This is a genomic window from Streptomyces sp. NPDC026500 (assembly GCF_055567635.1).
Genome location: NZ_JBVHQB010000004.1, coordinates 462,539 through 473,209, shown reverse-complemented (window position 1 = coordinate 473,209; position 10,671 = coordinate 462,539). Strand labels below are relative to the sequence as shown.

General features: G+C 71.1%; 13 protein-coding genes. 7 read left to right on the top strand and 6 right to left on the bottom strand.

What is annotated here, in order from left to right; genetic code table 11:
* Positions 1–18 precede the first annotated feature (18 nt).
* Positions 19–393 (bottom strand): cupin domain-containing protein, encoded by a 375-nt coding sequence (locus ACZ4N5_RS10375; protein ID WP_467756669.1) that lies wholly within the window; start codon positions 391–393, stop codon positions 19–21.
* 104 nt (positions 394–497) lie between these two features.
* On the opposite strand from ACZ4N5_RS10375, the gene ACZ4N5_RS10370 reads away from it, so the two are divergent.
* Both ACZ4N5_RS10370 and ACZ4N5_RS10365 read left to right on the top strand, forming a co-directional pair.
* Positions 498–944: a MarR family winged helix-turn-helix transcriptional regulator gene (locus tag ACZ4N5_RS10370; protein ID WP_467756668.1), complete on the top strand. Its 447-nt coding sequence runs from the start codon at positions 498–500 to the stop codon at positions 942–944.
* Between the two features lie 170 nt (positions 945–1,114).
* Positions 1,115–1,975, top strand: a complete 861-nt coding sequence (locus tag ACZ4N5_RS10365; RefSeq protein ID WP_467756667.1) for an esterase/lipase family protein — start codon at positions 1,115–1,117, stop codon at positions 1,973–1,975.
* Positions 1,976–2,327: 352 nt separating this feature from the next.
* Here ACZ4N5_RS10365 and ACZ4N5_RS10360 read toward each other — a convergent pair whose 3' ends face one another.
* Positions 2,328–3,392 (bottom strand): lytic polysaccharide monooxygenase auxiliary activity family 9 protein, encoded by a 1,065-nt coding sequence (locus tag ACZ4N5_RS10360; protein ID WP_467756666.1) that lies wholly within the window; start codon positions 3,390–3,392, stop codon positions 2,328–2,330.
* 398 nt (positions 3,393–3,790) lie between these two features.
* Here ACZ4N5_RS10360 and ACZ4N5_RS10355 point away from each other — a divergent pair, with 398 nt between their 5' ends.
* Together ACZ4N5_RS10355 and ACZ4N5_RS10350 are read left to right on the top strand one after the other, a co-directional pair.
* Entirely contained in the window at positions 3,791–4,018 is a 228-nt protein-coding gene (locus ACZ4N5_RS10355) for a WD40 repeat domain-containing protein (RefSeq protein WP_467756665.1), read from the top strand.
* 25 nt (positions 4,019–4,043) lie between these two features.
* Positions 4,044–4,526, top strand: coding sequence for a GNAT family N-acetyltransferase (locus ACZ4N5_RS10350; RefSeq protein ID WP_467756664.1), 483 nt, complete (start codon positions 4,044–4,046; stop codon positions 4,524–4,526).
* Positions 4,527–4,569: 43 nt separating this feature from the next.
* On the opposite strand, the gene ACZ4N5_RS10345 is transcribed toward ACZ4N5_RS10350, so the two are convergent.
* The gene (locus ACZ4N5_RS10345; protein WP_263974428.1) at positions 4,570–4,704 is read right to left on the bottom strand and encodes a hypothetical protein; all 135 of its coding nucleotides are present in this window, start codon (positions 4,702–4,704) and stop codon (positions 4,570–4,572) included.
* A 161-nt stretch (positions 4,705–4,865) separates the two neighbouring features.
* Here ACZ4N5_RS10345 and ACZ4N5_RS10340 point away from each other — a divergent pair, with 161 nt between their 5' ends.
* Complete coding sequence (locus tag ACZ4N5_RS10340) at positions 4,866–5,489, top strand: class I SAM-dependent methyltransferase (protein ID WP_467756663.1); 624 nt, start codon at positions 4,866–4,868, stop codon at positions 5,487–5,489.
* 240 nt (positions 5,490–5,729) lie between these two features.
* Here ACZ4N5_RS10340 and ACZ4N5_RS10335 read toward each other — a convergent pair whose 3' ends face one another.
* Together ACZ4N5_RS10335 and ACZ4N5_RS10330 are read right to left on the bottom strand one after the other, a co-directional pair.
* On the bottom strand, positions 5,730–6,230 hold the full coding sequence (locus ACZ4N5_RS10335) for a ribonuclease FAU-1 family protein (protein ID WP_467756662.1): 501 nt from the start codon (positions 6,228–6,230) through the stop codon (positions 5,730–5,732).
* Positions 6,211–7,140, bottom strand: a complete 930-nt coding sequence (locus ACZ4N5_RS10330) for a GNAT family N-acetyltransferase (RefSeq protein ID WP_467756661.1) — start codon at positions 7,138–7,140, stop codon at positions 6,211–6,213. Before ACZ4N5_RS10330 ends, ACZ4N5_RS10335 begins: the two co-directional genes overlap by 20 nt.
* Before the next feature lie 71 nt (positions 7,141–7,211).
* On the opposite strand from ACZ4N5_RS10330, the gene ACZ4N5_RS10325 reads away from it, so the two are divergent.
* Positions 7,212–7,586: a GntR family transcriptional regulator gene (locus tag ACZ4N5_RS10325; RefSeq protein WP_467756660.1), complete on the top strand. Its 375-nt coding sequence runs from the start codon at positions 7,212–7,214 to the stop codon at positions 7,584–7,586.
* Positions 7,587–7,954: 368 nt separating this feature from the next.
* Here ACZ4N5_RS10325 and ACZ4N5_RS10320 read toward each other — a convergent pair whose 3' ends face one another.
* Positions 7,955–9,049 carry a DUF5925 domain-containing protein gene (locus ACZ4N5_RS10320; protein ID WP_467756659.1) on the bottom strand — a complete coding sequence of 365 codons (1,095 nt, stop codon included), beginning with the start codon at positions 9,047–9,049 and terminating at the stop codon, positions 7,955–7,957.
* 167 nt (positions 9,050–9,216) lie between these two features.
* On the opposite strand from ACZ4N5_RS10320, the gene ACZ4N5_RS10315 reads away from it, so the two are divergent.
* On the top strand, positions 9,217–10,644 hold the full coding sequence (locus ACZ4N5_RS10315) for a GH39 family glycosyl hydrolase (protein WP_467756658.1): 1,428 nt from the start codon (positions 9,217–9,219) through the stop codon (positions 10,642–10,644).
* Positions 10,645–10,671: the final 27 nt, after the last annotated feature.

The window sequence follows — 10,671 nt, the reverse complement described above, 5'->3', positions numbered from 1 at the left end:
CCCGCCTTCCCCGCAGGCCTAGTTGGCCCAGGGCGGGGTGAGGACCGAGCCGTCGGCCAGTTCCGCCCGGAGGCCGATGGAGGTGGTGACCCAGGAGAGCGCGGTCTCCCGGGTCGGGTTCTCGATGCCGAGGGTCGCGCCCGGGGTGATGATCACGGTGTCGCCCGCGGTGATCCGCTCGGTGATGCCGTCCAGTGTGACCAGCAGCTCGCCGGAGAGGAGAAGAAAGATCTCCTCGCGGTTGACGGTGTGCACGGGGGCCTGATGCCCCGCGGGAATCTCCGCGCGCCAGGCGCACAGCTCCTTGCTGCCGCTGCGCGGAGCGGCGTACGAGACGAAACGGGCGCCGTGGATCTCATGGACGACGGCTTCGGACGAGCGGACGACGGGCACGGGTGCCTCCTGGGTCGATGGTATTTGGTCAAGCAGCTTGACCAATGGCTCAGGAATATAGTCAAGCAGCTTGACCGAATCGTCAAGGGTGTTTCAATGCATGCGTGCAGAACTCCGAGGCCATGGCCCTGTCCGCCGCCCTGCTCGCCACCGCCGGCGAGCTGACGCAACGTATCCACGACGGCGTGGTCGCCCGGGGATTCGAGGGGATCCGGCCCGCGCACGGCTTCGCCTTCGCGCGGCTCGCGCCGGACGGGGCGACGGTCACCGACCTCGCCGCCCATCTCGGGGTGACCAAGCAGGCCGCCAGTCAGCTCGTCGAGGAACTTGTCCGCAAGGGGTATGTCGAGCGGCGGCCGCATCCCGACGACGCGCGGGCCAGGCTCGTCGTGCTCACCGAGCTCGGATGGGCGTGCACCCGAGCGGCTGAAGAGGCTGCCGCGGATGCCGTTCGGGCGTGGGCCGAAGTGCTGGGAGAGGGCGAAATACGCGCGTTGTGTACGCGTTTGGTGAGCATCGCGCCCTACGGTCCCATCAGGCCTGCCTGGTAACGGTCGGTCGACCGGGATAGTCGCTCCAGTTATCACTGGAAGTTTTTACTGACGCGTAACTTCACACATCTGCTACTCGACCGTAACTTGACGAGTGAACAGCATCCTCGTGATCCGGATCACAGGGCGTACACCCCCACAACTCCCTTGAGCCGCAAGGAGAACACTCGATGCTGCCCTGGAAGCGAGTGCTCAGACCCCTGGCCGCGCTGGTCCTGACCGCCACGGTCGCGGTCGTCCCCGCCGCCACAGCACAAGCTGATTCCGCCCCCAGCAGTGGCTGGAACAACTACTCCTGCAAGCCGTCCGCCGCGCATCCCCGCCCCGTCGTCCTCGTCCATGGCACCTTCGGGAACTCCATCGACAACTGGCTGGCCCTCGCCCCCTACCTGACCAGCCGCGGGTACTGCGTCTTCTCCCTCGACTACGGGCAGCTGCCCGGCGTCCCGCTCTTCAACGGCCTCGGCCCCATCGACCAGTCGGCCGCACAGCTCCAGGTCTTCGTCGACAAGGTGCTCGCCGCGACCGGCGCCGCCAAGGCCGACCTGGTGGGCCACTCGCAGGGCGGCATGATGCCCCGCTACTACCTCAAGTTCCTCGGCGGAGCCGCCAAGGTGAACGCCCTCGTCGGTATCGCCCCCGACAACCACGGCACGACCCTCAACGGCCTCGCCAACCTGCTGCCGTACTTCCCGGGCGCCGGGGACCTGCTGTCCGCGGCGACTCCGGGACTCGCGGACCAGGTCGCCGGCTCCGCGTTCCTGACCAAGCTCAACGCGGGCGGCGACACCGTCGCCGGCGTCCACTACACGGTCATCGCCACCAGGCACGACGAGGTGGTCACGCCGTACGACTCGCAGTTCCTGAGCGGATCCGACGTCCACAACGTCCTGTTGCAGAACCTGTGCGTGCTCGACCTCTCCGAGCACGTGGCCATCGGGATCTTCGACCGGATCGCGTACCACGAGGTGGCGAACGCGCTCGACCCGGCGCACGCCTCCGCCACCACCTGCGCGTCCGCGTTCAGCTGACCGGCTCGGCGGACCACTCGTCCACGGTCGTCCGCCCGAGCATGTCGGCGTGATCGTTCGTCCGTCCGCGTTCCGAACGTATCCGGAACGCGGACGGCTGAGCACGCCACCGGGGGCTGTCCGGCCTGAGCCGCCGGTCAGCCCCCGGAGTCGTTCGGTCCTAGGCCTGTCTGACAATTCGCGTCGGATCGGACCGCGGCGTCCGGTGCCGTGCATCGCAAGGCGGAGGGTCGCCCTCGTACCGGTCGTACTCGGTCGTGCCCGACACCGCGGCTGGGGGTCCCCCCTGCTCGAAGAGCTTGGGGGAGCGGTGCCAGGCGCCGCCGGCCCGGCGGGAATTGTCAGACAGGTCCTAGCGCCCGCGCCGGCTGTCCGGCGTCGCGCGCCGCCGCACCGAGGCGAACAGCGCCGCGGCACCGAGCGCCAGGGCGGCGGAACCGCCGATCGCGAGGTACGAGGTGGAGGAGTCGCCGCCGGTCTCGGCGAGGCTCTCGGAGGAACCGGCGGCGTCCGGCAGGTTCCCCGCGGACTCCGCGGTGGCCTCGCCGGCCTCGGCCGTCCTGGCGTCCGCGGTGGTCTCGGTGTCTCCGGAGACCCCGGCGGCTTCCGCGCTCGCGGTCGGCTCCGCCGACGTACCGGCGTCGTTGTCGCCGTGGCCGTGGTGCTCCACCGTCGATCTGTCGCTGCCGTCCTCGATCTGTTTGTCGGACGGCGCGGAGGCGCTCGGGGCGGGAGCGGCGCCGCCGCCCGCGCCCTTGCCGCCGCCCGCGTCGGCGCCGCTGCCGCCGAACGCGACATCGGAGCACGAGTAGAAGGCCTCCGGGCTGTCCGAGCGCTGCCAGACCGCGTACAGGAGCTGCTTGCCCGAGCGCTCCGGGAGGGTGCCGGAGAAGGTGTAGAAGCCGCCCGAGGCCGCGGGGTCGGTGACCGTCGCGACCGGGTGCGCCAAGTCCAGGTCGCCCCAGGCCAGCGGTTGCGACGGGTCGTAGCCCTTGTTCGTGATGTAGACCTTGAACGTGCCCTTGTGCGGCGCGGTCACCCGGTACTTGAAGGTGTACGAGCCGCTGCTCACGCTCGTCGCGGGCCAGTCGGAGCGCGCCAGGTCGAGTCCCTTGAACTCGGTGTTGCCGGCGCTGCACAGCTTGCCGTCCGGGATCAGCTCCTGGTGCCGCCCGTTCGCGTCGCCGATGCGGATGCCGTTCCAGTCGTAGAGCGCCTGCTTGCCGCCCGCCGCGACGGCCGCCCTGCAGGCATCCGACCTGGGGTTCTCCGGACCCTCCGCGTAACACTGGGACACGCGGCTCACCGGGTCCCCCATCGAGCCGTGCGCCGAGGCGGGCGCGGCGGCCAGCGCGGACAGGGCGAGCGGGGCGATGCCGAGGACGGCGACGCCGGCGGCCTTGCGGCGTGAGGACATGGGGGAACTCCTCGAACTGTCCTGGTGCGTGGGGTGAGTCCCGCACGGCGTTCCGTGCCGGGATCCCGTGGGGGGTGATCAGAAAGCTAGCCCCAAGAAGCCGTGGAATCGCCTGCTGGAGGCGGGTGACGGAGATCCTTATGGCGCCGTTAAGGCGGGGCTAACGGGGGGCTCAGGATGGGCTGTTGCAGAGACCCTGTGACCCTCCAGGGGGAGCCGTTACCGCGTGCTCCCCAACGGGTGCCCCGGCTACCGGTGATGGAGCGCGCGATCCGTCGGCAGTCGCGGTTCGGAGCTGCCGTATCGCCTTCGGTCCGGACGGTCTCATGGTGACGACCGGTGCGGACATGACCGCACGCCTGCGGAGGCCTCGCGCCGGGGAGCCGGTCGGGGAGCCCATGACCGGTCACACCGCCTCCGTGGCGTGCGCGGCCCTCAGCCCCGACGGGCGGCTGTTGGCCACCGGCGCCGACGACGCGACAGCCCAGCTGTGGAACCCCGCAACCGGGGAGAAAGTCCACGGCCCGCTCACCGGGCACACCGATGCTGTCCGGGGTGTCGCCTTCTCGGCCCTCGGGCCCCTCGCCACTGTCAGCCACGACGGCACCAGCCGGTCTCTCCCGTGAAGGCCGGGCAGGTAGCGTGCGGAGCATGAACGAAACGTCCGGGGAGGCCGGGGAGCCGCCCGAGGGGTTCGGAGTGCGGGTGGCCGTCGCTGCCGACGTGCCCGTCGTGAAGGCCGTGATCGACGCCGCGTTCCAGCCGTACGTCGAGCGCATCGGGCTCGTTCCGATGCCCATGGAGGCGGACCACGCGGCGAACGTGGCGGCGGAGCGGGTGTACGTCACGGGGGAGCCGGTGACGGGGCTCGTGGTCGTCCAGGAGCGCGCGGACCATCTGTATCTCGACACCATCGCGGTCCGGCCCGATGCCCACGGTCGGGGCATCGGGGGACGGCTGCTGCGATTCGTGGACGCTCACGCGCGTGCGCTCGGGCTGGACGAGATCAGGCTCTGCACGAACGCGATGATGTGGGAGAACCAGAAGATCTACCCGAAGTACGGGTACGAGGTGATCGAGCGGCGCACGGACGGGCCGTACGACCGGATCCACTACCGCAAGCGGCCGGCCTGACGGCGTTCACCGCAGGCCGCGTGCGCCGTGGGGGCGCGGCGGCTCAGCCGTCCGGCCACCAGGTGCGCGCGATGTCCTTCCGGACCTCCGGGCGCTCGGCGGGGCGCTCGTCGGGCTCGTCCCGTACGCGGCGGGAGTCCGACTTCCTCAGGGGCTTCTGCACGGTCACACGGCGCATGGCTGCCTCCTTGCGTCTACCGGATTCCGCGGTTGTACGGAGGTAGACCGTTTCGGGGAGAGTTCCTCATCGGTCGCGATCTGTCTGTGGCGGCGGTCACCCATCGGCTGTCCGTGGTGGGCACCCGTCGACTGTCAGTGGTGGGTGTCACTCTGGAGCGCATGGTGAGTAACAGTGGCATGAATCCGGGGTCGGGCGTCGACTGGGACGCGGAGTCCACCACTTTTGACGACGAGCCGGACCACGGTCTGCGTGACCCCGTGGTCCGCGCCGCCTGGGCCGCCCGGCTGGCGAGCTGGCTGCCCGAGCGGGCCGGCGATGTGCTCGACGTCGGCTGCGGCACCGGCAGCCTGTCGCTCATCGCGTCCGAGCGGGGTCACCGGGTCACCGGGGTCGACCTCTCGCCGCGCATGATCGACCTCGCCCGCGCCAAGCTGGCCGGACGTGACGCGGTGTTCCTCATCGGTGACGCGGTGGCACCGCCCGTCGGCGAGCAGCGCTTCGACGTCCTGCTCAGCCGCCATGTGCTGTGGGCGCTGCCCGATCCCGAGCGCGTGCTGCGGCACTGGCGCGGACTTCTGCGCCCGGGCGGGCGACTGGTGCTCGTCGAGGGTGTGTGGGGGACCCTGAGCCCGGTCGGTATATCCGCCGAGCGGTTGGCCACCCTGCTCCGGCCGCTGGTGCCCGACGCCGCCGACCTGCGCGTGGAGCCCTTGTCGGCGGACGCGCGGCTGTGGGGACGGGACGTCGACGACGAGAGGTACGCCGTGGTGGCCGGCTTCTGAGCGGGCGCTCCGAGGGGGCGCTTCGGGGAGGGGCGCGTCCCTCTCTGGGAGTGGCGCCCCCTGAGCGGGGCTCTGGGGGGGCTCCGATCAGGCGGCACCGCGGGCCGACGTCGCCCGTGGTGCCGCACGGGCCGACCCTGCACGGGCCGCCGCACGGGGCGAGACCGCACGGGCTGAGGCGGCACGGGCCGACGCCGGCCGTGCGGCAGTGCAGGCCGGCGCCGCCCGCCGTGTCGGCACCTACACCAGCAGTGCTTCGAAGCCGCCCTCGCGGGCCAGGTGTTCGAGGTCGTCCAGGGCCTTCTCGGCGGCGGCCGCGGCAGCCGGGTCGGTGGTCGCCAGGCCGCTCTCCGCGAACTCGTCCTCGTCCAGGCGCAGTACGTCCGTGCCGTCCGCGGAGAGCCACAGGTCCAGGTCGAGATCCTCGACGACCAGCCGGCCCCCGGAGACCGTGGCCGGGCGGGTGATGTCGCAGTACCAGCCCTTGCGTACGCCATCGGCGTCCCGGACCTCCTTCACCGCGTACCAGCGGTCCCGCCAGTAGTACTCGGTGAAGACATCGCCCTTCTCGAACCGTACGAAGCCGAAGTCGCGGACGGTGTCGCCCGCCCACGGCGCGCGCACGACCACCCGGGTGCCGTCGTCGGCGAGCAGCTCGGCCGGATAACTGATCTTCGTGCGGCCCGCCTTGACGAGTACGACCTCCAACGAGCCAGGCGTGTCAGCCGAGGTCACGGACATACTTCACCTCCGTTGCGCAGATTTCGTAACCGAACCATTTGTTGATCGCCAGCATCGGCCCGTTGGCGGCGTCGTTGCCCGTGAACGCGTCCGTGCACCCGGCCGCGCGGGCCCGGTGCAGGGAGTGGTTCTTGGCGAGTTTGGCGAGACCCCGGCCCCGGAAAGCGCGGCCGGTGCCGGTCATCACGGTGGCGTAGCGGGTGACGCCGTCGGTGCGGGCCGCGCTGAAGGCCGCCGGGCGGCCGTCGACGAGCGCGACGGAGGTGAGCTCATGGCTCAGAAGCGGGTGACGCCAGGTCTCCGTCAGCCAGGCCTCGTAGTCCGTGAACTCGCGGTCGACGTCGCTCGGTTCGTCGAGGAGCGTCTCCGCGTCCAGCGTGAACAGCGGCCGCGGGTCGTCCGCGAAGTCCGCTCCGGTGCGCAACTCCACGCCGGGTGGCGGGGGTTGGAGCGGCGGCAGGGTGCCGTTCGCCAGATCGAGGCGGAGGAAGTGTGCCGAGCGGGCCGCGCGATAGCCCCGCTTCTCCGCGAAGGCGCGGTACGCGGGGGCGTCCGACACCCAGGCGTGCAGTCTGGTCGCGCCCAGCGCGGCGAGCCGTTCCTCGGCGGTGCGGGCCAGCAGCGAACCCGCGCCGCGCCCGGTCCGCTCCGGGTGCACATGGATGTTGACGCTCCCCTGACCGGGCTCCGGGCTGTCGTACACGAGGCCCACCTGTGCGGTGCCGATCAGCTCGCCGTCCTCCTCGGCCAGCAACGGCCGGTAGTGGGAGTCGGGATGGGCCTGTTCCACGTCGTAGGCGATGGACTCGGGGGTGAAGAGCATGAACGGGAGAGCCTGGTGGCGGATGCGGGCGAAGCCCGCGGCGTCCACCGGGTCCCCGCGCCGCAGTTCGCGAACGATCACGGTCATGGCATCGCACGCTACGCGGGGCCCGCGTGCGGATGCCTCTCATTTTCCGGCGGGTACGGGACAATCGCCGCGTGACCCTGAAGATCCGCATCGCAGAGGGGGCCGCGCCGTACGAGCAGGTGCGCGCCCAGATTTCCGAGCAGGCCCGGTCCGGCGCGCTGCCGGTCGGCTACAAGCTGCCCACGGTACGGGGGCTGGCCGAGTCGCTCGGCCTCGCGGCCAACACCGTGGCCAAGGCCTACCGGGCCCTCGAGTCGGACGGGGTGATCGAGACGCGGGGCCGCAACGGTACGTTCGTGGCCGCCGCGGGGGACGCCGCGTCACGCGAGGCCGCGTCCGCGGCACAGGCCTACGCCGAGCGCGCGCGACGCCTCGGCCTGACCGAGAACGCGGCCCTGGACGCCGTACGAGACGCACTGAGGGCAGCCTACGAGGGCGGAGCCTAGCCGCAGCCGCAGCCGCAGCCGCAGCCGCAGCCGCAGCCGCAGCCGCAGCCGCAGCCGCAGCCGCAGCCGCAGCAGGGGCGGAGCAGTAGCCGCAGCCTGGCCCGAGCAGTAGCCCGGCCCGAGCAGTAGCGGGTCTGGCTCCGGCCCCAACTCCAGCCCGAGCCAGGCCCGAGCACGGGCCCACGTTCCATCCCGAACTCCGGCACCCCACTCCAGCCCGAGCCCTGCCCGAGCCCCGGCCTCAGCTCCAGCCCCGGTCTCAGCTCCAGCCCCGGTCTCAGCTCCAGCCCCGGTCTCAGCTCCAGCCCCGGTCTCAGCTCCAGCCCCGGTCTCAGCTCCAGCCCGAGCCCGAGCCCCAGCCAGGTCCCCTACAGATACAGCCCCGCGTCCGCGCCCTCGCGTTGGTCCGGTACCGAGGTCGGGGTCGTTCCGCGGCGCAGCGCGTACAGCTCCGCGAGGGTCGCGCCCTCGCGCGAGACGCCTTCCTCGGTGCCCAGCCAGCCCACCGCCTCGCGGCCGGTGAGCGGTCCGACCTCGATCCGGGCGAGGCAGCGGCCGGGGCGGACGACGGCGGGGTGGAGGCGCTCCAGGTCCTCGTTCGTCGTGACGCCCACCAGGACGTTACGGCCCTGGCCGAGCAGGCCGTCGGTGAGGTTGAGCAGCCGGGAGAGCGCCTGGCCCGCGGTGTGCTTCGCCTCGCCGCGGATCAGCTCGTCGCAGTCCTCGAGGAGCAGAAGCCGCCAGCGCCCCTTGCCGGTGCCGTCCTCCTCGCCGATCGCGATGTCCATCAGATAGCCGACGTCGGAGAAGAGCCGCTCGGGGTCCAGCACACAGTCCACCTGGCACCAGTCCCGCCAGGAACGCGCCAGCGTGCGCAGGGCGGAGGTCTTGCCGGTGCCGGGTGGACCGTGGAGCAGCAGCAGCCGGCCCGCGATGTCCTCCGGGGTGGTCTTCATCAGACGGTCCATGGCGTCGGCCACCGGTGCCGTGTAGTTGGCGCGGACCTCCTCCCACGTCCCCGCCGAGATCTGCCGGGTCGTGCGGTGCGGGCCCCGGCGCGGCGACACGTACCAGAAGCCCATCGTCACGTTCTCCGGCTGCGGTTCCGGCTCGTCCGCCGCGCCGTCCGTGGCCTGCTTCAGCACCTTCTCGGCCAGCTCGACGGTGGTCGCGGTCACCGTGACGTCGGCACCCCGGTTCCAGCGGGACACCAGCAGGGTCCAGCCGTCGCCCTCGGCGAGGGTGGCGCTGCGGTCGTCGTCGCGCGCGGAGCGCAGCACCCGGGCGCCCGGTGGGAGCAGGGTGGCCCCGGACCGTACGCGGTCGATGTTCGCCGCGTGCGAGTGCGGCTGCTCGCCCGTCGCGAAGCGACCGAGGAACAGCGCGTCGACGACATCCGACGGCGAGTCGCTGTCGTCGACGTTGAGCCTGATCGGCAGAGCGTCGTGTGGGTTCGCAGACATGTCGCCATGATCTGTCACAAGGGCGCCCCGTGCACCCGGTTTCCGCGGTGCGTCGCGTGTGTCGTGCGCGGTCCCGCTCTTCCGGTGTATCGCCTCCGTCCTGTTACAGGGCTGTGGTGCGACGAGATCTGTCCCGCGCCTGATTCCCCCCGTTACTGTGGCCCATGATGGGACGTCATGGGTGGAATTCGGGGACGGAACGGTGGCGCCTCACCGCGCTGATCGGCGTGGGCGTGGCCGTGCTGGCCCTGGTGGTGACTTTGATCAACACCCTGCCGGGGGACGGCGGGAGCACCGCGGGCACGACCCGCGACGGAGACAAAGTGCACGGCACACCGGTCACTCCGCCCCGTTCACCGCGGCCCGAGGTGGGCTGGGGCTTCACCCACACCCAGTTCAGCGCCGACGAGGGCAGCGGCGCCGCCACCGAGCGGGTCGAGGGGCTGCTGGGCAAGGACCAGGTGTCGCTGCCGCAGAACCAGCACATCATGGGCTGGGGAGCGGGCAACCCCGAGCCGTCCAAGGGGCGTTACGACTTCTCCGAGATGGACAGCCGCATCGACTTCGTCCGCAGGTCCGGCGGCACCCCGATCGTCACGCTGTGCTGCTCACCGGACTGGATGAAGGGCGGCAAGTCCGGCGCCGACAAGACGAACTGGAGCCAGTCGTCGCTGGAGACGGCCCCGGAGCCGTCCCACTTCGCGGACTTCGCCGCGCTCGCCGCGACCGTCGCCAGACGCTATCCCGACGTACGGCACTTCATCGTCTGGAACGAGTTCAAGGGCTTCTGGAACGACAGCAAGGGCCGTTGGGACTACGAGGGTTACACCGAGCTCTACAACCTGGTCTACAAGGCGCTGAAGAAGGTGGACAAGGACATCATGGTGGGTGGCCCCTACCTGGTGATGGACAGCTTCGACCCGCGTCAGACCCAGGACGCGTCCCCGACCGTGCGGGGCACCTGGGGCGCCATGGACCAGCGGGTCCTGGACGCCTTCGACTACTGGAACGAGCACAAGGCGGGCGCCGACTTCGTGGTCGTGGACGGCTCCAGCTACACCAACGACGACGACACGCTGCCGAACGAGTTCGCGGCCACGGACAAGCTCACGGCCGTCGGCAACTGGGTGCGCGAGCGGACGCGCGGACTGCCGCTGTGGTGGGCCGAGTACTACGTCGAACCCGCCGACGGCAACGACGAGCGCAAGGGCTGGTCCGAGACCCACCGGGTCGCCGTCCAGGCGAGCGGCCTGATCGCGATGGTCAGGGGCGGCGCCTCCTCCGGCTTCTACTGGAACCCGGAGAACGAGAAGGGCACAGGCTGCGCCGGCTGTCTGTGGACACCGACCGACACAGCCGGCGGGGGGAAGGAACTCCCCATGTACGACCTGGTCTCCCGCTTCGGCAAGGCGTTCCCGCCGGGGACGGCCTACGAGAACGTCTCCGTCGCCGCGGACGACGTGCCCAACGTGCGTGTCCTCGCCTCCGACAAGACCGTCCTCGTGGTCAACACCCTGGACCGGTCGATCAGCGCGAAGGTCGACGGGAAGCGGTTCGAGATGGCCGCGTACGAGGTGAAGTGGCTCAGCCGGTAGTCCCGTTGAGCCACTTCACCTCGTACG

Excerpts from the sequence above, each read along its gene's own strand:
- ACZ4N5_RS10315 (WP_467756658.1), top strand. The coding sequence starts at position 9,217 with ATGGGACGTCATGGGTGGAATTCGGGGACGGAACGGTGGCGCCTCACC.
- ACZ4N5_RS10365 (WP_467756667.1), top strand. The coding sequence starts at position 1,115 with ATGCTGCCCTGGAAGCGAGTGCTCAGACCCCTGGCCGCGCTGGTCCTG.
- ACZ4N5_RS10335 (WP_467756662.1), bottom strand. The coding sequence starts at position 6,230 with ATGTCCGTGACCTCGGCTGACACGCCTGGCTCGTTGGAGGTCGTACTC.
- ACZ4N5_RS10340 (WP_467756663.1), top strand. The coding sequence starts at position 4,866 with ATGGTGAGTAACAGTGGCATGAATCCGGGGTCGGGCGTCGACTGGGAC.
- ACZ4N5_RS10360 (WP_467756666.1), bottom strand. The coding sequence starts at position 3,392 with ATGTCCTCACGCCGCAAGGCCGCCGGCGTCGCCGTCCTCGGCATCGCC.
- ACZ4N5_RS10345 (WP_263974428.1), bottom strand. The coding sequence starts at position 4,704 with ATGCGCCGTGTGACCGTGCAGAAGCCCCTGAGGAAGTCGGACTCCCGC.
- ACZ4N5_RS10330 (WP_467756661.1), bottom strand. The coding sequence starts at position 7,140 with ATGACCGTGATCGTTCGCGAACTGCGGCGCGGGGACCCGGTGGACGCC.
- ACZ4N5_RS10355 (WP_467756665.1), top strand. The coding sequence starts at position 3,791 with ATGACCGGTCACACCGCCTCCGTGGCGTGCGCGGCCCTCAGCCCCGAC.
- ACZ4N5_RS10320 (WP_467756659.1), bottom strand. The coding sequence starts at position 9,049 with ATGTCTGCGAACCCACACGACGCTCTGCCGATCAGGCTCAACGTCGAC.
- ACZ4N5_RS10350 (WP_467756664.1), top strand. The coding sequence starts at position 4,044 with ATGAACGAAACGTCCGGGGAGGCCGGGGAGCCGCCCGAGGGGTTCGGA.